The organism is Pseudomonas vranovensis, from assembly GCF_040438935.1.
GTDB classification, from domain to species: Bacteria; Pseudomonadota; Gammaproteobacteria; order Pseudomonadales; family Pseudomonadaceae; genus Aquipseudomonas; species Aquipseudomonas vranovensis.
Window position 1 is genome coordinate 5,011,826 of record NZ_CP159259.1, and the last position, 20,875, is coordinate 5,032,700.

The 20,875-nt window shown below is 60.5% G+C and carries 17 protein-coding genes; 7 read left to right on the forward strand and 10 right to left on the reverse strand.

Annotation, left to right across the window (positions count from 1 at the left end):
* Position 1: 1 nt before the first annotated feature.
* Positions 2–1,402 (reverse strand): dihydrolipoyl dehydrogenase, encoded by a 1,401-nt coding sequence (lpdA, locus tag ABVN19_RS23125; RefSeq protein ID WP_028942530.1) that lies wholly within the window; start codon positions 1,400–1,402, stop codon positions 2–4.
* Positions 1,403–1,601: 199 nt separating this feature from the next.
* Here lpdA and cfaB point away from each other — a divergent pair, with 199 nt between their 5' ends.
* Complete coding sequence (gene cfaB / locus ABVN19_RS23130) at positions 1,602–2,786, forward strand: C17 cyclopropane fatty acid synthase CfaB (RefSeq protein WP_028942529.1); 1,185 nt, start codon at positions 1,602–1,604, stop codon at positions 2,784–2,786.
* Positions 2,787–2,792: 6 nt separating this feature from the next.
* On the opposite strand, the gene cls is transcribed toward cfaB, so the two are convergent.
* Positions 2,793–4,232, reverse strand: coding sequence for a cardiolipin synthase (cls, locus tag ABVN19_RS23135; RefSeq protein ID WP_028942528.1), 1,440 nt, complete (start codon positions 4,230–4,232; stop codon positions 2,793–2,795).
* Positions 4,233–4,359: 127 nt separating this feature from the next.
* Here cls and ABVN19_RS23140 point away from each other — a divergent pair, with 127 nt between their 5' ends.
* On the forward strand, positions 4,360–4,887 hold the full coding sequence (locus ABVN19_RS23140; RefSeq protein ID WP_028942527.1) for a DUF3617 domain-containing protein: 528 nt from the start codon (positions 4,360–4,362) through the stop codon (positions 4,885–4,887).
* A 15-nt stretch (positions 4,888–4,902) separates the two neighbouring features.
* Here ABVN19_RS23140 and folE2 read toward each other — a convergent pair whose 3' ends face one another.
* Both folE2 and ABVN19_RS23150 read right to left on the reverse strand, forming a co-directional pair.
* Positions 4,903–5,790, reverse strand: a complete 888-nt coding sequence (folE2, locus tag ABVN19_RS23145; protein WP_105641055.1) for a GTP cyclohydrolase FolE2 — start codon at positions 5,788–5,790, stop codon at positions 4,903–4,905.
* Positions 5,791–5,823: 33 nt separating this feature from the next.
* Positions 5,824–6,207 (reverse strand): hypothetical protein, encoded by a 384-nt coding sequence (locus tag ABVN19_RS23150; RefSeq protein WP_028942525.1) that lies wholly within the window; start codon positions 6,205–6,207, stop codon positions 5,824–5,826.
* Positions 6,208–6,323: 116 nt separating this feature from the next.
* Here ABVN19_RS23150 and zigA point away from each other — a divergent pair, with 116 nt between their 5' ends.
* Together zigA and ABVN19_RS23160 are read left to right on the forward strand one after the other, a co-directional pair.
* Positions 6,324–7,532 (forward strand): zinc metallochaperone GTPase ZigA, encoded by a 1,209-nt coding sequence (gene zigA / locus ABVN19_RS23155; protein WP_105641054.1) that lies wholly within the window; start codon positions 6,324–6,326, stop codon positions 7,530–7,532.
* Positions 7,533–7,582: 50 nt separating this feature from the next.
* Positions 7,583–8,545, forward strand: coding sequence for a CobW-like GTP-binding protein (locus tag ABVN19_RS23160; RefSeq protein ID WP_028942523.1), 963 nt, complete (start codon positions 7,583–7,585; stop codon positions 8,543–8,545).
* On the opposite strand, the gene ABVN19_RS23165 is transcribed toward ABVN19_RS23160, so the two are convergent.
* Positions 8,542–8,934, reverse strand: coding sequence for a DUF3301 domain-containing protein (locus tag ABVN19_RS23165; RefSeq protein WP_028942522.1), 393 nt, complete (start codon positions 8,932–8,934; stop codon positions 8,542–8,544). The genes ABVN19_RS23160 and ABVN19_RS23165 overlap by 4 nt on opposite strands.
* A 116-nt stretch (positions 8,935–9,050) precedes the next feature.
* Between ABVN19_RS23165 and pdxY the strand changes: the two genes are divergently transcribed.
* A complete protein-coding gene (gene pdxY, locus ABVN19_RS23170) occupies positions 9,051–9,923 on the forward strand; it encodes a pyridoxal kinase PdxY (protein ID WP_028942521.1) in 873 nt (290 codons plus the stop codon).
* On the opposite strand, the gene ABVN19_RS23175 is transcribed toward pdxY, so the two are convergent.
* Entirely contained in the window at positions 9,920–10,405 is a 486-nt protein-coding gene (locus ABVN19_RS23175) for an acyl-CoA thioesterase (RefSeq protein WP_028942520.1), read from the reverse strand. The genes pdxY and ABVN19_RS23175 overlap by 4 nt on opposite strands.
* A 320-nt stretch (positions 10,406–10,725) precedes the next feature.
* Here ABVN19_RS23175 and ABVN19_RS23180 point away from each other — a divergent pair, with 320 nt between their 5' ends.
* Entirely contained in the window at positions 10,726–12,486 is a 1,761-nt protein-coding gene (locus ABVN19_RS23180) for a cation:proton antiporter (protein WP_028942519.1), read from the forward strand.
* Between the two features lie 148 nt (positions 12,487–12,634).
* Here the strand turns inward: ABVN19_RS23180 and ABVN19_RS23185 are convergent, their stop codons facing one another.
* The 3 genes from ABVN19_RS23185 to uvrD all read right to left on the reverse strand — a co-directional run bounded on the left by ABVN19_RS23185 (position 12,635) and on the right by uvrD (position 16,313).
* Entirely contained in the window at positions 12,635–13,042 is a 408-nt protein-coding gene (locus ABVN19_RS23185) for an SMI1/KNR4 family protein (protein ID WP_028942518.1), read from the reverse strand.
* Positions 13,043–13,154: 112 nt separating this feature from the next.
* Positions 13,155–14,009, reverse strand: a complete 855-nt coding sequence (locus ABVN19_RS23190; protein WP_028942517.1) for a Tim44 domain-containing protein — start codon at positions 14,007–14,009, stop codon at positions 13,155–13,157.
* A 120-nt stretch (positions 14,010–14,129) separates the two neighbouring features.
* Positions 14,130–16,313 carry a DNA helicase II gene (gene uvrD / locus ABVN19_RS23195; protein ID WP_028942516.1) on the reverse strand — a complete coding sequence of 728 codons (2,184 nt, stop codon included), beginning with the start codon at positions 16,311–16,313 and terminating at the stop codon, positions 14,130–14,132.
* A gap of 222 nt (positions 16,314–16,535) precedes the next feature.
* Here uvrD and ABVN19_RS23200 point away from each other — a divergent pair, with 222 nt between their 5' ends.
* Entirely contained in the window at positions 16,536–19,406 is a 2,871-nt protein-coding gene (locus ABVN19_RS23200; RefSeq protein ID WP_105641053.1) for an EAL domain-containing protein, read from the forward strand.
* On the opposite strand, the gene zwf is transcribed toward ABVN19_RS23200, so the two are convergent.
* Positions 19,403–20,845: a glucose-6-phosphate dehydrogenase gene (zwf, locus tag ABVN19_RS23205; RefSeq protein WP_028942514.1), complete on the reverse strand. Its 1,443-nt coding sequence runs from the start codon at positions 20,843–20,845 to the stop codon at positions 19,403–19,405. The genes ABVN19_RS23200 and zwf overlap by 4 nt on opposite strands.
* Positions 20,846–20,875: the final 30 nt, after the last annotated feature.

Genomic DNA, 20,875 nt, shown 5'->3' on the forward strand with positions numbered 1-20,875 from the left:
GTCAGATCTGCATGGCCATGCCTTCGACGTTCATCGCGGCCTGGCGCAAGGCCTCGGAACGGGTCGGGTGCGGGTGGCAGGTCAGGGCGATGTCTTCGGCTGACGCCGAGAACTCCATGGCCACGCAGAACTCGCCGATCATTTCGCTGACGCTCGGGCCGACCAGGTGTACACCCAGTACTTCGTCGGTCCTGGCATCAGCCAGGACCTTGGCGAAGCCTTCTGTCTCGTGGTTGATCTTGGCCCGGCTGTTGGCGGTGAAGGGGAACTTGCCGACCTTGTACTCACGCCCTTCGGCCTTGAGCTGCTCTTCGGTCTTGCCGACGCTGGCCAGTTCCGGGCGGGTGTAGATCACCCCGGGAATCAAGTTGTAGTTGACCTCATGGGGCTTGCCGGCGATTCGCTCGATGCAGGCAACCGCTTCGTCTTCGGCCTTGTGCGCGAGCATCGGGCCTGAGGTGACGTCGCCGATGACCCAGATGCCCGGTACTGCAGTGCGGTGATGCTCATTGGCAAGCATGCCGCGCTTGTCGGTTTCCAGCCCGACGCTCTCCAGGCCCAGGCCCTTGGTGTAGGGCCGGCGGCCGATGGCGACCAGCACGTAGTCGGCTTCCAGGCTTTCGCTGGCGCCGCCGGCGGCAGGCTCAAGGGTCAGGTTGACGGCGTCTGCCGAGGCGCTGGCCTGGGTCACCTTGCTGCCCAGCTTGAAGGTGATGCCTTGTTTGGCGAGCGAGCGTTGCAGCGTCTTGGCGGTCTCTTCATCGGTACCCGGGCAGATGCGGTCCAGGTATTCGATGACGGTGACCTGGCTGCCGAGGCGACGCCATACCGAACCCAGCTCCAGGCCGATCACACCGGCGCCAATCACCACCAGGTGCTTGGGGACGCCCGGCAGCGAAAGGGCGCCGGTGGAGTCGATGATGCGCTGGTTATCAATCGTCACGCCGGGCAGCGGGGTTGGCTCGGAACCGGTGGCGACGACTATGTCCTTGGCCTGCAGTTCGGTGACGCTACCGTCTTCGGTGCTCACATTGACCCGGCCCGGGCCTGCCAGTTGGCCCCAGCCTTTGATCCAGTCGACCTTGTTCTTGCGGAACAGGAACTCGATGCCCTTGGTCAGGCCAGTAACGCTTTCGTCTTTCTGTTTCATCATCTGGGCCAGATTCAAGGTCGGCTTGACCTCGATACCCAGGTTGGCGAACTCGCTGCCCACGGCCGCTTCGTAAAGCTCCGAGGCATGCAACAGCGCCTTGGACGGCATGCAACCAACGTTCAAACAGGTGCCACCAAGGGTTGAACGGCCTTCGACGCAAGCCACGCTCAAGCCCAGCTGGCCAGCACGAATAGCGGCGTTGTAGCCGCCGGGGCCGCCGCCGATGATCACCACATCATAGGTTTTCATTGTTGTACTCCAGGATGAAGAATCGACAATGGCGCCAAGATTAGTCTGCTGGGTGAGTGATTGTATACAATTTATCGCACCGTCCGAGGGTCTGGAACGGGCGTGACAGTTCCAGACCATGGTCGCGCTAGGCTGAAAATTATTCAGTATGAACTACCCTTCTGCGGTGACGTCCGAAGAAAAAAGGAGGGTTCATTTCATGCTTGCGCAACTTCCACCTGTTCTGCAAAGCCTGCGACTGCCCCTGCGCCTGAAGCTGTGGGATGGTCATGAATATGATCTGGGTCCCCAGCCGCAGGTCACCATTCTGGTCAAGGACCCGCAGCTGATTACCCAACTGACCCACCCGAGCCTGGACGAACTGGGCGCAGCCTTTGTCGAAGGCAAGCTGGAGCTGGAGGGCACCATCAGTGAGGTGATCCGGGTTTGCGACGAACTCAGCGAAGCGCTGCTCAAGGATGAAGTCGACGATCAACCGGTGCGCCGCGAGCACGACAAGGCCACCGATGCAGCGGCGATTTCCTATCACTACGACCTGTCCAATGACTTCTACCAGTTGTGGCTGGACAAGGACATGGCCTATTCCTGTGCCTATTTCAAAACCGACCAGGACACCCTGGAACAGGCCCAGCAGAACAAGTTCGAGCACCTGTGCCGCAAGCTGCGCCTGCAGCCGGGTGACTACCTGCTCGATGTCGGCTGTGGTTGGGGAGGGCTGTCACGCTTTGCCGCCCGCGAGTTTGGCGTCAAAGTGCTGGGCATCACCCTGAGCAAGGAGCAGCTCAAGCTCGGCAAGGCGCGCATCAAGGCCGAAGGCCTGCAAGACAAAGTAGAGCTGAAGATTCTTGATTACCGCGATATTCCACAGGATGGCCGTTTCGACAAGGTCGTGAGTGTCGGTATGTTCGAACACGTTGGCCATGCCAACCTGGCGTTGTATTGCCAGCGCCTGTTCGGCGCGGTGCGCGAAGGCGGCCTGGTGATGAACCATGGCATCACCGCCAAGCATGTGGACGGGCGTCCGGTAGGGCGGGGTGCTGGCAGCTTCATCGATCGTTATGTGTTCCCCCATGGTGAGCTGCCGCACCTGTCGATGATCACGGCCGCCGTCAGCCAGGCGGGGCTGGAAGTTGTCGATGTCGAGAGCCTGCGCCTGCACTATGCGCGCACATTGCAGCACTGGAGTGACCGCCTTGAAAGCGAACTGGACAAAGCCTCTACGATGGTGCCGGAGAAGGCTTTGCGAATCTGGCGCCTGTACCTGGCGGGCTGCTCCTATGCCTTCGCCAAGGGTTGGATCAACCTGCACCAGATCCTCGCAGTCAAACCTTTTGCCGACGGCCACCATGACCTGCCACTGACTCGCGAGGATCTGTACCGCTAAGCGCGCTCAGAGAATGGGTGAGATCAACCGGGCGATACGCATGCCCAGTTGTTGCAAGCGATGGGTGTCCTCGCTGTCTTCGGCGGTTATCTCCCGGGCCAGGTCGAAGTCATGCAGGAGCATGGTTTCGACCTGGTCGGCGAAGGCGCGGTCGACGGTCAACAGCATCACTTCGAAGTTCAGGCGGAAGGAGCGATTGTCCAGATTGGCGCTGCCGATGGCGCTGATCTCGTTGTCGATCAACACCACCTTCTGATGCAGGAAGCCTGGTCCGTAGCGGTACATCCTCACCCCGGCGCGCACGGCCTCGAAGGCAAACAGGCTCGAGGCTGCATAGACGATGCGGTGGTCGGCACGCGACGGCAGGAGGATGCGAACGTCCACACCACGCAATACCGCCAGGCGCAGCGCAGCAAACACTGCTTCATCGGGAATGAAGTAGGGACTGGTGATCCAAACGCGTTCGCGGGCTGAATGAATCGCTTCGACAAAAAACAGCGAGCAGGTCTCCTGTGAGTCGGCCGGGCCACTGGCGAGCACTTGGCAGAGCACGCCATCTTCGGGATAGGTATCGGGCAGGATCAGTGGTGGTAACTGGCGAGTGGCCCAGTACCAGTCTTCGGCAAACGATTCCTGCAGGCAGGCCAGCACCGGGCCGCTGACTTGCACATGGGTGTCGCGCCAAGGCGAGAGCTTTGGTTTGCCCCCCAAGTATTCATCGCCCACGTTGTGGCCACCGACAAAGCCTTGCAGCCCATCGACCACGACGATCTTGCGGTGGTTGCGAAAGTTCACCTGGAAGCGGTTGAACCAGCCGCGGCGGGTGGCGAAGGCGCGAATATTCACGCCGCCGTCTCGAAGGGTCTGGCTGTAGGCGGAGGGTAGGGCATGGCTGCCGACCCGGTCATACAGCACATAGACCCTCACGCCTTCGGCGGCTTTCTTGAGCAGCAGGCTGTGAAGTGAGCGGCCCAGCGTGTCGTCATGAATGATGAAGAACTGTACCAGCACTGTGTCGCGGGCTTGGCTGATGGCCGCGAAGATGGCATCGAATGTGGCCTTGCCATCGATGAGCAGACTCACCTGGTTGTTGGCCAGGCAGGGCATTCGCCCAAGTTTGGGCATGGCCCGCAGGGCGCCATAGGACTCTGAATTACGCGCGGTGAGCGCTTCCTCAACCCAGGGCCGCCAGTTGAGGTCGGCCATGGCCACATGCATTTCGCGGTTGGCCTGGCGACGCGCCTTGATGTAGGCGTCGAATGTCCGGCTGCCAAACACCAGATAAGGGATCAGGGTGAAGTAGGGAATGAACAGCAGCGACAGGGCCCAGGCAATGGCTCCCTGGGCTGTACGTACGGTGAGCACCGCATGTGTCGCGGCGATGGCCCCGAGCAGGTGCAAGGCACCGATGAGGTAACCGAAGAAGTAGGGGCTGTGGTAATCCATACGCATCCTGCTGTCCAAAGGCACGGCCTCTAACAGAGCATGTTCCACACCCCAGTTGCAACCCAAAGGCCAAATTGACGTCTAAGCTCTGTTCCAGCTTGGGGCTGGAGTTTCGAGGAGTCATTACATGAAAAGTCGTCTGCCGATGCTCGCACTGGTGTTGGGGCTGTCGAGTCCGTTGGTGCATGCGCAGATGTTGCAACCGGGGTTGTGGGAACTGACGACCAGCAACATGCAGGTCGATGGAAAGCCACTGCCTGATATGGGTTTCATGCTCGGTCAGTTGAAGAACCTGCCACCCGAGCAGCGGGCGATGATTGAGGGTGGCTTGGCTCAGCAGGGCATCAGTGTGGCTGGTCAGGGGGTGCGCTCATGCCTCACACCCGAGCAGGTGAAGACCGACGATATTCCGCTGCAGGACCCCAAGTCGGGCTGCACCCAGAAGATCACCGAACGCACGGGCAATGTGTGGAAGTTCACCTTCAGTTGCCCGAAAGCGCAAGGTGCAGGGCAGGCGACTTTCCTCAGCGACCGCGAGTTTCTCACGCAGGTCAGCGGCACCTTCAATGCCTCGGGTGTTCAGCAGCAGGGCAGCATGAACACGCGTGCGGTCTGGTTGGGCAACGACTGCGGCACAGTCAAACCGCGTACTTAGCATTTGCCTGAAGAGTTACCAGCGCCACTGGCTCTGGGCGACCGCGTCGTGGGCATGCAGGCTCTCTGCATGTTCCACGCGCAGATTGAAGCCAGTCAGCCAGTTCAGGTGTTGAAGAGTAATGTGCAACCGCCTTGCCGCATCTTCACAGAACATCAGATTTTGACCATTGGCCAAGGCGAAAGCTTGTTCGTCTGCACGCTTCACTGCGGTTTGCACCGCGGTGCCCAAAGCGGATTCTGCCTGATCGATCAGTTCCGTAATCGGCAATTCGCAAACTTCGGGTTTCAGGCGAATGTTCAATGTTGCGGTGCTGCGTTGGCTATGTGGGGTTGCCACAATGCCCTGCGTATTTCCTAGCCAGCTCAATACAGCTTCATGACTGAGGCTTCGATTGCCAAAATCGTTCAGGAATTGTTGTTGAATGAGCTGCCTGGACAAGGCAGCAGAGCAGGGGCAGGTGGAGGAGTATTTCAGCCCAACTTTTAGTTCCACGTGGAACACTTTGTCTTTCAGGTGCGCTGCCAGGCTCACCGGATAAGATTTCCAACCCGCCAATGGACTGATCAATGCCGGACGTTTGAGCAATAGTTCAAAGCGCAAATTCAGGTAGGCGCTGGCTGACAACCCACGATGGCTGTCGAGGAAACGCTCCAACACTGTGTGCAGCAACGGCACGCTCAATGGCTCGGATTCAAAACTTTCCAATGCCAGGTACAGTCGCGACATATGGATGCCGCGCGAAGTACCGTCGTCCAGGCTGACCCCAGCATCGGCACTGGCGCGAAGTGTGTCGCCTGCAAAATGTACCGGCAAGGCGATATTGCACATGCCGACCCACTCCAGCGGCAAGTTGGTATGGATGTCTTGTGCAGCAATGTCCGGGAGCGTGAGTGCTGTCATGAACGGCTCGAAAGTGTGTGACGGTAGAGAGTACTAGTGGCAGCCGCTCAGGCGATTGCAGCGCAGGGTGAAACGTTGACCGCTGGAACTTGAAACGCTGTTGAGGGTAGTCCAGCCGATTTTTCGGCTGTAACCCACCCAGGTTTCACCGTCGCTGGCCAGGCCTGTGTAAAAGGTCAATTGCCCGTAGCGACTGTTGGTTTGTGTCCACAGCCGCCGGCCTTGTGCTTCATAGCCACGCAAGTAGGTCGTGTTGCCGGCAGTTTGTACGCTGTAGTAGTTGCCCAGCGCATCGCCACAGGCCAGCAACGTAGCACTGCGTGTGCACAGCGCCAGACCTTGGCTCAAGGGAATGGCTTGGGAGCTGGTGCTCAGGCACAGCAGCGCAACGGTGGCGGACAAGCCCGGCAATCTCATTTTGTGGTGTCTCTTGGTCGTATTCAGGGGAAGCGGGTTGGCGAGATTGTATTGTTACTATATAACATTGCGCAATGTATCATTTGAATGCACTCGCCCTGATGAGGACCCGTCCCATGCCCAATCGCCTTCCCGTCACTGTGTTATCCGGCTTTTTGGGAGCCGGTAAAAGCACGCTGCTCAATCATGTTCTGCGCAACCGCGAGAACCTGCGGGTGGCAGTGATCGTCAACGACATGAGTGAAATCAACATCGATGCCAGCGAGGTGCAGCGCAATGTCAGCCTCAACCGGGCTGAAGAAAAACTGGTGGAGATGAGCAACGGCTGCATCTGCTGCACCCTGCGTGAAGACCTGCTTGAGGAGGTGGGGCGGCTGGCCCGTGAAGGGCGCTTTGACTACCTGCTGATTGAGTCCACCGGCATCTCCGAGCCACTGCCTGTCGCCGAGACTTTCACCTTCCGTGATGACCAGGGTCGCAGCCTGGCCGATCAGGCGCGGCTGGACACCATGGTCACCGTGGTCGACGGGCTCAACTTCCTGCGCGACTACCAGGGTGCGGAGAGTCTCGCCAGCCGCGGCGAAACCCTGGGTGAGGAAGACGAGCGCTCTATCACCGATCTGTTGATCGAGCAGGTGGAATTCGCCGATGTGATCCTGCTCAGTAAGATTGATCTGATCAGCAGTCACGAGCGTGATGAGTTGAGTGCCATCCTGCGGCGTCTCAATGTTCACGCGAAGATAGTGCCGATGGTGATGGGCCAGGTGCCGCTGGAGGCGATCCTCAACACCGGCCTGTTCGACTTCGAGCGGGCGTCCCAGGCCCCCGGCTGGCTGCAGGAACTGCGCGGCGAGCATGTCCCGGAAACCGAGGAGTACGGCATCGCCGCCACCACCTGGCAAGCCCGCCGGCCGTTGCATCCACAACGCTTCTTCGACTTTATCAACGGGCCCTGGAGCAATGGCCGGTTGCTGCGCTCCAAGGGCTTCTTCTGGCTGGCCAGCAAGCACCAGGACGCCGGTAGTTGGTCCCAGGCCGGGGGCATGATGCGCTATGGATTTGCCGGGCGCTGGTGGCGCTTTGTCCCGCGCGAGCACTGGCCGCAGGACGAGCAGAGCACTGCTACTATCCTCAAGCACTGGACGCCGGATTGCGGTGATTGCCGTCAGGAATTGGTGTTCATCGGCCAGGACATTGATTTTGCCCAGCTGGATGCCGAGCTGCAGGCGTGCCTGCTGACCGAGGTGGAGATGGCCGGGGGTGTCGAAAGCTGGCTGCAACTGCCAGATCCTTTCGGCCCCTGGTATGTCGAGGAGGTGGCTTGAAGGGCTGACCTCAAGGCATAGTGACGAAAATCCCGAGCACTTGGCGTCCTATGCTGCAGAACATCCCCACTCACGTTATTGCCGGGCCCTTGGGCGCCGGCAAGACCAGTCTGATTCGCAACTTGCTCGCCCAACGACCGGCTGATGAGCGCTGGGCAGTGCTGATCAACGAGTTCGGGCAGATCGGCCTGGATGCCGCGCTGCTGAGCACCGACGATCAGGGCATTGCCATGGGCGAGGTGGCGGGCGGGTGTTTGTGCTGCGTCAATGGCACGCCATTCCAGATCGGCTTGGCGCGGTTGTTGCGCAAGGCCAAACCGCATCGGCTGTTCATCGAACCCTCAGGCCTGGGGCATCCGCTGCAATTACTTGAACAACTGCGCCAGCCGCCCTGGCGCGGTGTGCTGGCAGTTCAGCCGGCTGTGGTCGTGCTGGATGCCGAACAACTGGCAGCCGGCGTTGCCTTACCCAGTGCCCAGCAGGAGGCGTTGCTCGAAGCGGGTTTGTTGGTATTGAATAAATCGCAGCCTGTGGACAGTGAAAAACGTCTGTGGATAACGGCAAATCTGCCAAAAAGAACGTTGTTCTGGACAGATCACGGTGAGCTGCAATTGTCGAAACTGCCTGTTGATATCAGTCCGGGCGAGGCTGTGGGTAAGCTGACATTGCCCAATGAAACTGGGCCGTTGGCGAGTCTGTGGATAAATCCGGAGGAGCCCATTTGCTGTGTACAAGATGTTGCAGAGGGTTGGAGCATCGGCTGGCGCTGGCACCCTCGACAGATTTTTTATCCACAGCGCATTGAGCTGCTGTTACGCGATTTTGACTGGCGTCGGGCCAAGCTGGTTATCCACAGCCCCCAAGGGTGGCAGTCGATCAACGCCTTGGCAGGGCAGCATGAGTTGCGCTGGCAGCCCAGTGAATGGCGGCGTGATTCACGTCTTGAGTTGATTTTTTCCACTGCCCAGGACGTGGAAGCGCTGCAGCAAGCCATGCAGGCCTGCCGTCTTTAGTTTCGCCAGCGATTGTGATCCTGACGCCACTGGTTCATTTCAATGACGTTATCGGCATGCGGGACTGTTTTGATTTCGAACGGGTAGGGCGCCAGTTCGATCTGCATGCTGTGAGCGCCAAACTGAGTGACGGTGCCGGGGTGGCGTTGCTCACCAGTGACGGTGAACTCAAAGTTATACACACGGGCCAGGCGCTTGCGCCCTTGGGCATCGCGAACGAAGCCGATTCGCTTGAGCGCCACATTACCGTCGAGCAGTTCCAGGTCGAGTTTTGCACAGTGCTGCTTGACCCGATCCAGGGCCTTTTCACGCAATCCGTGGTTATGCCACAGCCAGGCGCCACCAGCACCCAGCACCATCAGCACGAAGAGATTACCCAGGGTCAGCATTACATTTGCTCCAACGAAGTACGCCCAGCTTACCTGCCTCTCCGGTCTGTCGTACAGGTGCCTTTTAGCGCCATACTGCGCGCCGTGTTTTCATTTATCAGCTTCGGAAGTCCTGCATGAAACGTACGCCGCACCTGCTCGCTATCCAGTCCCATGTGGTTTTCGGTCACGCCGGCAATGGCGCGGCGGTGTTCCCCATGCAACGGGTCGGTGTGAATGTGTGGCCCCTCAACACTGTGCAGTTCTCCAACCACACTCAGTATGGTCAGTGGACCGGGGAAGTGCTTGCGCCAGCGCAAATTCCCGCGCTGGTGGAGGGTATTGCGACGATCGGTGAGTTGGGCAATTGCGATGCAGTGTTGTCTGGTTACCTGGGCAGTGCCGAGCAAGGGCGGGCGATTCTCAGTGGCGTGGCGCGGATCAAATCCGTCAATCCCAAGGCGTTGTACCTGTGCGATCCGGTAATGGGACATCCGGAGAAGGGCTGCATCGTTCCGGCGGAAGTCAGTACGTTTCTGCTGGATGAGGCGGTGGCGGTAGCTGATGTGTTGTGCCCCAATCAGCTGGAGCTCGACAGCTTCTGTGAGCGGCGCCCCGAGTCACTGGAAGACTGCGTCGCCATGGCGCGCAGTCTGCTGGAGCGCGGACCAAAAGCGGTGCTGGTCAAGCACCTGGTCTACCCGGGGCGCGGCGCGGAAGAGTTTGAAATGTTGCTGGTGACAGGTGAGGGCAGCTGGCATTTGCGCCGTCCGCTGCTGGCCTTCCCGCGCCAGCCTGTGGGCGTGGGTGATCTGACCTCGGGGCTGTTCCTGGCGCGAGTGCTGCTGGGCGATAGCTGGGTAGCGGCGTTTGAATTCACAGCAGCCGCTGTTCATGAGGCGCTGCTCGAAACCCAGGCCTGCGCCAGCTACGAGCTTGAGCTGGTACGGGCCCAGGACCGCATCGTGCATCCACGGGTGCGCTTCGAGGCCCGACGTCTTGACGCTTAGATCGCGTCGCCCTTGAGCTCCTGATAGCGTTTTTCCAGCTCCTGGCGAATCTGGCGGCGTTGCTTGCCCTGCAGGAAGCGGCGTTTTTCTTCGCTGCTTTCTGGCTGGCGGGGTGGCACGGCAACCGGCTTACGGTCGTCATCCACTGCGACCATGGTGAAGAAGCAACTGTTGCTGTGGCGCACCGAACGCTCGCGAATGTTTTCGGTGACCACTTTTATGCCCACCTCCATCGAGGTGTTGCCGGTGTAGTTGACCGAGGCAAGAAAGGTCACCAACTCGCCGACATGCACCGGCTCGCGAAAGACCACCTGGTCAACCGACAAGGTCACCACGTAGCGGCCGGCATAGCGGCTGGCGCAGGCATAGGCGACTTCGTCGAGGTACTTGAGCAAGGTGCCGCCATGAACGTTGCCAGAAAAATTGGCCATGTCCGGGGTCATCAAGACAGTCATCGATAGCTGGGCGTTTCCAGGTTCCATAGTGTGCTCACGGTGAGGTTGCGCTGAGGCGGGGTGGCGACTGGTATTCACGCTTCTATCCCCTATTACGATTCCCATCTAATGACGGGACGCTGACAGCGGCCTTGCCGTCACGCTGTTTGTGCCATTAACGGCGTTGATTTGGTCGATCTGTTTCCACTTATTGCATCGGCTTTTCGCAACTGGCGGCGGTGTTAACCTGAGGAAACCCATGCAAGGTGGGTTTCCTACATTAAAAACACTATGTCCCTGCAACTCAATCAGTCAAATCTGAGGAGGTCGCGGGGTGTTCATTGTCTTGGGGTAAGGAGTACCGCGCCGTGCATGCCATCAGTTTCATCCAGGATCTGGCAGTGATCATGCTCGTCGCCGGTGTGGTCACCATCCTCTTTCACCGCTTCAAGCAGCCGGTGGTGTTGGGCTACATCGTTGCCGGCTTCATTATCGGCCCCCACACTCCGCCGTTTGGTCTGATCCACGACGAAGACACCATCAAGACCCTCGCGGAGCTAGGGGTGATCTTCCTGATGTTCTGCCTGGGCCTGGAGTTCAGCCTGCGCAAGCTGTTCAAGGTGGGGGCCACGGCATTCATCGCGGCATTCCTGGAAATCGTCCTGATGATCTGGATTGGCTTCGAGATCGGCCGCTGGTTCGGCTGGAGCACCATGGACTCGCTGTTCCTCGGCGCCATCCTGGCGATCTCCTCGACCACTATCATCGTCAAGGCGCTCAACGACCTGAAGATGAAAAACGAGCGCTTCGCACAGCTGATCTTCGGCGTACTGATCGTCGAGGACATTCTGGGCATCGGCATCATTGCCTTGCTGTCGGGCATCGCTGTCAGTGGCTCGGTCAGCTCGGGCGAGGTGTTCTCCACGGTCGGCAAGCTGTCGCTGTTCATGATCGTCGCGCTGGTGGTGGGCATTCTGCTGGTGCCGCGCCTGCTGGCTTATGTAGCGCGTTTTGAAAGCAACGAGATGCTGCTGATTACCGTGCTGGGGCTGTGTTTCGGCTTCTGCCTGCTGGTGGTCAAGCTTGAATACAGCATGGTGCTGGGCGCGTTCCTGATTGGCGCGATCATGGCCGAGTCCCGCCAGTTGGTGAAGATCGAGCGGCTGATCGAGCCGGTGCGGGACTTGTTCAGTGCCATTTTCTTTGTCGCCATCGGCATGATGATCGACCCGCTGGTGCTGGTCGAATATGCCTGGCCGATCGTGGTGATCACCATCGCCGTGGTGCTGGGCAAGATGTTGTCCTGCGGCATGGGAGCCTTTATCGCCGGCAACGACGGACGCACCTCGCTGCGAGTGGGCATGGGCCTGTCACAGATTGGTGAGTTCTCATTCATCATCGCTGCATTGGGCATGACCCTGCAGGTCACCAGCGACTTCCTGTACCCGGTCGCGGTGGCGGTATCGGCCATCACCACCTTGCTGACACCGTACCTGATCCGTGGGGCTGATCCGTTGTCGCTCAAGCTTTCCAAGGTGGTGCCGCAGCGCCTGGCGCGAGTGCTGTCGCTGTATGGCGAGTGGCTGCGAAGCATCCAGCCGCATGGCGAGGGCGCACTGCTGGCGTCGATGATCCGGCGCATCCTGCTGCAGGTGGGGGTGAACCTGGCACTGGTGGTGGCGATCTTCTTCAGCGGCGGCTATTTCGCTGCGCGCATCGGTGTCTACCTGGGCGAATGGGTCAGCGACGTTGGCCAGCAGAAGGCGATGATCTGGGGCGCTGCGCTGCTGCTGTCACTGCCGTTCCTGATCGCCGCCTACCGCAAGCTCAAGGCACTGTCGATGCTGCTGGCCGAGATGGGGGTCAAGCCGGAAATGGCCGGCAGGCACACCCAGCGGGTACGTCGGGTGATTGCCGAAGTGATCCCGCTGTTGTCATTGCTGGTGATCTTCCTGCTGCTCTCTGCACTGTCTGCCAGCATCCTGCCGACCAGCGAGTTGTTGGTGTTGATCGTGGTGGTGGCGGCAGTTGTGGCGGCCTTGCTGTGGCGCTGGCTTATCCGCGTGCACACGCGGATGCAGGTCGCCTTGCTGGAGACGTTGGAAAACCATCAGGAGAATCACCACTAGGGTGATGAGAAGAAACGCTTCCTGCGGGGGGCGATTCGAATGTCCGAGGGGATGGAGCGGTAGCGAATCGCCTCGCCGCGCAGGAAGGCGTGGCGATTCTACGAACATTAATAGCTAAGAGCCATCATTTTGTGAGGATATTTCTCATTCAGCTTTCCAGCCAGACATCCCGCACCCAGTGCCAGACCGATTCCCAGCTTTCCTCGGTGACAATCTCTTCTTCACCCGACCACAGCACCACGGTGCCATCTTCCTCGACACAGTAGTAATCGTCACCATCCTGGCAGATCGGGATCAGGTCACGAGGAACACCCGCGTCCCAGGCGTTGGCCGCTACTTCCGGCAGGTAGGTGTGCGACTGTGGGTCAGTGACAGTGACGGGCTCAAGGCTGCCATAGACCACATCGCTGACCGTCAGCAGGTACTCCTTGAAGACGAAGGGAATGTTGATGAACAGCTCTTCTTCAATCTCGACCAGTTGGTCTTCATCCGGCAGCTCAAGCGGCACCGGCACTGGTTCGTTGGCTTCTCGGAGCTGTTCGATGACTTCTTCCACGGTTCTATCCTCTAACCTATTGCGACACGCTGCGCGTTATACCCTAGTAGCCTGCAGTGAAAAAGCAAAACCCCGGGACAAGCCCGGGGTTTTTTTGTGCAATGCCTCAAGATCAGCCGTTCTGGCGGATCCCTGCGACCAGCCAAGGTTGGTTTTCGCCCTGGGCACGTTCCATGTTCCAGCTTTCACTGAACACTTCGCCCTGGTCAAAGCGCGAGGTCTTGGACACGCCACTGAAGGTCAGGGTGGCGATGGTCTTGTCGGCGCGATCGTCGACGCCATCAAGCTGCACGTCCAGATTGTCGATGTAGGTGGACTGGAAGCCTTCGCCCAGCTCGGCACGTTCCTGCTTGAGGAACTGCAGCAACTGAGGGGTTACGAACTCGGTGATCTTGTCCATTTCGTTGGCATCCCAGTGCTGCTGCAGCGACTGGAAGTGGTTGCGCGCGGCAGCCAGGAAGCTCTGCTCGTTGAACCAGGCCGGGGCGTTGATCACTGGACGGGCAGCGGCGGCAGGGGCGGCCGAACCACCGAAGATCGACGGCTGGGCAGGCTGCTGGTGCACTTCACGCTCGTAAGGGGCGTGGCCGGCGGCGGCCATTTGTGGCTGCTGCTTGCGACGACGGGCGGCGATGAAGCGGAACGCCAGGAAGGCGATCAGTGCGATGATCAGGATGTCGAAGATCTGCATGCCGTCGAAGCCATCGCCCATGAACATCGAGGCCAGCAGGCCACCGGCGGCGATACCGGCCAGAGGGCCGAGCCAGCGCGAAGCACCGCTGGCGGCTGCAGGTGCACGACCTGGAGCGGTTGGCGAGGCGGCCGGTGTAGCCGGGGCTGCCTGGCGGGTCTGGTGGGTTGGCGCGGCGCCCGAGCTCTTGCCGCCGCCGAAGCGCTTGGCGTTGGCGTCGAGGCTCATCGTCAGGCCGATGCACAGCGCCAAAGCGATGCTAAGAAAACGTTGCATAGAAGGGTATTCCCATTTTGTGGATTGCACGCGCGTCATGTTGCACAGGTTGTAGGACACATGACCAGCGCCATAATGTTTCTAGCTTTTGCCTGGCTGCAGGAGCGGGTCAGCCCGCGCCTACAGCGCTTCCAGCTTGGCGTAGCCGAGCATCAGCCACTTGCTGCCTTCGGCAAAGTTGACCTGAACCCTGGCCTGGGCGCCGGAACCCTCGAAGTTGAGGATCACGCCCTCGCCAAACACCGCATGCTGCACGCGCTGGCCAAGGTTGAAGGCGGTTTGCGGAATGTTCGCGTTGGCGAACAGGCTGCTGGTGCCGACCTTCTGCGCGGCGCCGAATGGACGGCTGACGCTGTTGGACAGGCGCACCTCCTGGATCAACCCGGCCGGAATCTCGCGAACGAAGCGCGACACCTTGTTGTAGGTTTCGCTGCCATACAGGCGTCGGGTTTCGGCGTAGGTCATCACCAGCTGCTGCATGGCCCGGGTGATACCCACATAGGCCAAGCGGCGTTCCTCTTCAAGGCGGCCGGGCTCTTCCAGGCTCATCTTGTGCGGGAACAGGCCTTCTTCCATGCCCACCAGGAACACATAGGGGAATTCCAGGCCCTTGGCGCTGTGCAGGGTCATCAGCTGAATGCTGTCTTCGTGCTCGTCGGCCTGGGCGTCGCCGGCTTCCAGCGAGGCATGGCCGAGGAAGGCCGCCAACGGCGAGAGCTCGGCGTCTTCTTCGCTGCTTTCGAAGTTGCGCGCAGCGCTGACCAGTTCCTCGAGGTTTTCTACCCGTGCCTGGCCCTTTTCACCTTTTTCTTCCTGGTGATAGATGATCAGCCCGGACTGCTCGATGACGGTCTGGGTCATCAGGTGCAGCGGCATCTCCATGACCTTGGCGGCGAGGTTCTCGATCAGCTCGATGAACGCAGCCAGGGCACCGGCGGCGCGGCCCTTGAGGCCCTTGTTGGCGATCAGCAGGCTCATCGACTCCCACATCGACACTTGTGCGTGGCGGGCGTGGTCGCGAATCGCTTCGACGGTTTTTTCGCCGATGCCCCGTGGCGGTACGTTGATCACCCGCTCAAGTGCAGCATCGTTGCCGCGGCCTTCGAGCAGGCGCAGGTACGCCATGGCGTTCTTGATTTCGGCGCGTTCGAAGAAGCGCTGGCCACCATAGATGCGGTAAGGAATACGCTCGCGCAGCAGGGCTTCTTCAAGCACGCGCGACTGGGCGTTGGAACGGTAGAGGATGGCAATGTCGCTGCGTGCCAGGCCGGTCTTGAGCACGCTCTCGATGGTCTCGACCACATAGCGCGCTTCATCGTGTTCGTTGAAGGCCGCGTACAGGCTCAACGGCTCGCCATCGCCGCCGTCGGTCCACAGTTCTTTGCCCAGGCGACCGCTGTTGTTGGCGATCAGGGCGTTGGCCGCTTTGAGGATGCCGGCGGTGGAGCGGTAGTTCTGCTCCAGGCGGATCAGTTCGGCGTCGGGGAAGTCAGCGGTGTACTGATGGATGTTCTCGATCTTGGCTCCGCGCCAGCCGTAGATGGACTGGTCGTCATCGCCGACGACCATCAGGCTGTCGCCGCCCTTGGCCAGCAGGCGCAACCAGGCGTACTGCACGGCGTTGGTGTCCTGGAACTCGTCTACCAGAATGTGGCGGAAGCGGCGCTGGTAGTGCTCGAGCAGCCCCGGGTTGTCACGCCACAGGTCCAGGGCACGCAGCAGCAACTCGGAGAAGTCGATGACCCCAGCCCGCTGGCAGGCGGCCTCATAGGCTTCATAGATGCTGCGCATGGTGCCCAGGAACAGGTCGCCACTGGCCTGGATATGTTGCGGGCGCAGGCCTTCGTCTTTCTGGCCGTTGATGAACCACTGGGCCTGGCGTGCGGGCCAGCGTTGCTCATCAAGGCCCAGTTCGCGGATCACGCGCTTGACCAGGCGCTGCTGGTCGTCGCTGTCGAGGATCTGGAAGTTCTGGTTCAGCCCCGCCTCTTGCCAGTGCGCCCGCAGCAGGCGATGCGCCAGGCCGTGGAACGTGCCTACCCACATGCCGGCCGGGTTGATGCCCATCAGTTGCTCGATGCGCTGGCGCATCTCGGCAGCGGCCTTGTTGGTGAAGGTCACCGACAGGATCGAGTGCGGCGAGGCCTGCTCGACCTGGATCAACCAGGCGATGCGGTGCACCAGCACACGGGTCTTGCCGGAGCCGGCACCGGCCAGGACCAACTGACGACCAACGGGGGCGGCTACGGCCTGGCGTTGGGCGTCGTTGAGAGAGTTCAACAGGAGAGAGAGATCATCGCGCATCCGGGCATTTTAGGGGCGCGGGCAACCCTTGGGCAAATATACAGTAGAAAAACTTTGCCCTGACGACCGGGCAGTCATCGGCTGCAGCCCAAGGCCTGCGCGCTTGAGCGCTTTCGTCGGAAAATCGATCCGATGAATAATGATCCAGAGCAGTTTGGCAGGGGCTCTTGCTTGTGTATGCTCCGTGCACGTTTAGGGCTAACCATTACAAGAACACTGCCTATGACATCCGTTTCCGACTCCGTCGGCGTGCCTTTGCAGACACGTGGGAGTATCCGTAGACACTTCGCTACACAACTGGCGGTAGAGCGCACCCGGCTGCTCTATCAAGGCTCGTTGCTGCCCACCTTGTTCATGCTGCTCAATGGTCTGGTCTGTGCCTGGATGCTCTGGAGCCCGGCCCGCTACCTGTTGGTCAGTGTCTGGGTGGTGTGGCTGATGGCGCTGGTGGCCTTGAGGGTTATCCAGGTGGCCGCATTCGATTCGGCCATGCCCGATCGCCAGGCCCAGCCCAGTTGGTGGCGAATGTTTCTGCTGGGCTCGGCCTTCAGTGGCCTGACCCTGGCCAGTGCGGCGATTGCCCTGGTGCCTGTGGATAACTTCGTGCAGCAGGCCTGGGTATTCGGCCTGCTGGGCGCGGCCACCTTGTCTGCCAGTATCGCCTATGCCGTCAGCTTGCCGGCGTTTCTCAGTTTCACCTTGCCCTGCCTGCTGCCGCCCATTGCCTTCCTGCTCTGGAGTGGTGATGCGCACCAGCATGGTTGGGGTTGGCTCGGGCTGATTCTGTTGGGGGCATTGATAGTGGTGGCCTGGCAGGTCAACCGGCTGATCGAGGACAGCCTGTTGCGGCGCTTCCAGAACCAGGCCCTGATCGAGCACCTGCAAGCGGCCCAGACGCGTAGTGAACGGCTCAACCAGGCGTTGGCGGATGAGGTGGAGCAGCGACGCCAGATCGAGGAGCAATTGCGTCAGGCACAAGTGGGGCTGGAGTCGCGGGTAGTTCAGCGTAGCCAGGAGCTGGAGCAGGCCACTCACGCCTTGATCAAAAGCGAGCAGCGTCTGGCCCTGGCTCTGGAAGCGAGTGAGCTGGGCCTTTGGGACTGGAACCTTGAAACCGATGAGATCCATCACACCCAGCTGCGCGAGTTGTTCGGCATTGACCCCGACCAGGTTCGCGAAATGCTTGCCCATCTCAAGCCGCGTCTTCATCCAGACGATGTGCCATTGCTCAAGCGCACGCTGGTGGACCATCTGAAAGGGCGCACCGAGGACTATCGCATCGAGTACCGGGTGCGCCACAGCGAGGGGCACTGGTGCTGGATCGAAGACCGCGGCCGTGCGGTTGAGCGAGACGCCTGCGGTCGCGTGCTGCGCATGCTGGGAACACGCCGGGACATCAGCGAGCGCAAGGCCCAGGAAGAGCAACAGCGGCTGGCGGCCACAGTATTTGAAGCGGCCAGCGAAGGCATCGCGATCCTCGACCCGGACTACAGCCTGCTGGCGGTCAATCAGGCGTTCTGCCGGGTCACAGGTTATGTTCGCGAAGAGCTGTTGGGAGGCAAGCTGCTGGCGTTGCCCTGCAGTCGCGATGCCTGGCGTCACCACCAGGCCATCGAGCAAGCCCTTGAGCAGCAGGGCAGTTGGCAGGGGGAGCTGGTTGAGGCTCGCAAGAACGGAGAGCTGTACCCTCAGTGGCTACAACTCAATGGCGTGCGTGATGCCCGCGGCCATTTGAGCAGCATCGTTGGCTTCTTTACTGACCTGTCGGCACGCCGCGAGTCAGAGGAGCGATTGCGTTACTTGGCCCACTACGACGAGCTGACGGGGCTTGCCAACCGTGCGCTGTTTCGTCTGCGCCTGCACGAGGCCGGCCAGCGCGTGCGCCTGAGCGGGCGGGGCCTGGCCTTGCTGCATATCGATCTGGACCGCTTCAAGCTGCTCAATGACAGCCTGGGTCATGAACAGGCTGACCACCTGCTGAAACAAATGGCCCGTCGCATTGGCAATGCCGTGCCCGAGGCCGATACGGTGGCGCGTTTGTCTGGCGATGAGTTTTGCGTGCTGTTCGATGGCTACACCCACTTGTCGAGCCTGGTGCGGGTCGCCACCCGCTTGCTGGAAAAGCTGCGGGTGCCGCTGCGTGCCGACGGTCATGAATTGGTGGTCAGCGCATCGGTGGGTATCAGCCTGTTGTCCGACGCCAGCCGGGACGTCACCGCGTTGGTCAGTCAGGCCAATATGGCCATGCAGCATGCCAAGCACCTGGGCGGCGACAATTTCCAGTTCTACACCGAAAGTCTGCAGGCCAGTACGCTGCAGCGGCTGCAGTTGGAGAATCATCTGCGCAAGGCCATCGAAGAGCGTCAGCTGCAGGTTTATTACCAGCCAAAATTGTGCCTGGCCACCGGGCGCCTGCATGCCGCCGAAGCTTTGGTGCGCTGGCAGCACCCGCAGTGGGGCATGGTGCCGCCAGCGGATTTCATCGGGCTTGCCGAAGAGACCGGGCTGATAGCGCCGATGGGCGAGTTCGTTCTGCGCCAGGCGTGCTGGCAAGCGTGTGAGTGGCAGCGCCAGGGGCTTGAGCCGATTCGTGTGTCGGTCAACCTGTCGGTCTATCAACTGCGCCAGGGCAAGCTGGTCAGCCTGGTGCGCCAGGTGCTGGATGAAAGCGGGCTGGCGCCGCACTTGCTGGAGCTGGAACTGACCGAGAGCCAATTGCTCGACAGTGTGGAGCACATCATTGTAACGTTCGGCCAATTGCATGAGCTGGGCGTGAAGCTTGCGATTGACGATTTCGGCACTGGCTATTCATCGCTCAGCTACCTCAAGCGCTTCCCGGTGGATTTCGTGAAAATCGATCAGGCGTTCATTCGCGGCTTGAGTGAGGGCAGCGAAGACGCCGCCATCACCCGGGCGATCATTGCCATGGCCCAGAGCCTGGGCCTGAAGGTGGTTGCAGAAGGGGTCGAGACCCGCGAGCAACTGGAGTTTCTTCGCAGGCAGGGTTGCAATGAAGTGCAGGGCTACCTGATCAGCCGGCCGGTAACGGCACCGGAGCTGGCCGCGTTGCTGGCCAGCCGTCACCCGTTCTAGAGATGCCAGGCGCGCCCCTGGTGCGCCAGCAGGCTGTGGGCCTGGTCCGGGCCATTGGAGCCGGCGTGGTAGGGGCGCGGGGCCTGGAAGTGCTCCTGCCAGCCGATGAGGATCGGGTCAATCCAGGCCCAGGCGGCTTCTACTTCGTCGCGGCGCATGAATAGCGTCGAGTCACCATCAAGCACATCCAGCAGCAAACGTTCATAGGCGTCCCACAGGCGAGTCTGTCCGAACACCTGAGCGAGGTTGAGGTTCAGTTCAACCGGCTCCAGGCGCATGCCTTTGCCAGGGCTCTTGGTCATCATTTGCAGGCTGATGCGCTCGTCCGGCTGCAGCTGGATCAGCAACTGGTTGGCCTGGTCACCCTCGAACAAACGATGAGGCACCGGCTTGAACTGGATGACGATCTGCGAGGAGCGCTTGGCCAGGCGCTTGCCGGTGCGCAGGTAGAACGGCACGCCGGCCCAGCGCCAGTTGTCGATATGCGCCTCAACGGCGACGAAGGTCTCGGTATCGCTGTCGTTGTCGACATCTTTCTCGAAGTAGTAGGCCGGCACTTCCTGCCCGCCAATCTTGCCGGCGCTGTACTGGCCGCGCACAGTCTTGTCCTGCACATCCTGGCCGCTGATGGGCTTGAGGGCTTTGAGGATCTTCACCTTCTCGTCGCGTACGGCTTCAGCTTCGAACTGCGCTGGCGGCTCCATGGCCACCAGGCAGAGCAGTTGCAGCAGGTGGTTCTGCAGCATGTCACGGGTGGCGCCGGAACGGTCGTAATAGGCGCCCCGGTTTTCCACCCCCAGGGTTTCACACACGCTGATCTGCACGTGATCTACCTGGCTGTTGCGCCAGACAGGTTCGAGCAGGGCGTTGGCGAAGCGCAGGGCCATGAGGTTCTGCACGGTTTCCTTGCCCAGGTAGTGGTCGATACGAAACACCTGCGACTCGTCGAACACTTCGCCGATGGCCTGGTTGATCGCGGTGGCCGACTCCAGCGAATGGCCGATGGGCTTTTCCAGGACGATGCGTGCTTCGCTGTCGGCCAGGCCCGCAACTTTGAGGTTCTTGGCAATGGGCACGAACAGGTTGGGGGCGGTGGCCAGGTAGTAAATTCGGGTCAGGCCGCCCGGCTCACCCAGAAAGCGTGCCAGGCGACCGAAGTCGGCACTCTGCGAAGCGTCCATGGAGAAGTAGTCCAGGCGCGCGCAAAAACGCGCCCAGACATCTTCCTCGAAGTCGTTGCGGGCGATCTGGGCCCGGCAGCGCCGTTCGGTGAGCTTGAGAAATTCATTTCGTGGCAGCGTGCGCCGAGCCAGGGCAATGATGCGTACGGCGTTGTGCAGGCGCCCCTCGCGATACAGGTGATAGAGCGCCGGAAGCAGTTTGTGCAGGGCCAGATCACCGGTGCCGCCGAACACCAATATGTCGCAAGGGATAGTCAATACCACCACTCTCCTAGTTCGTTTAGCTGG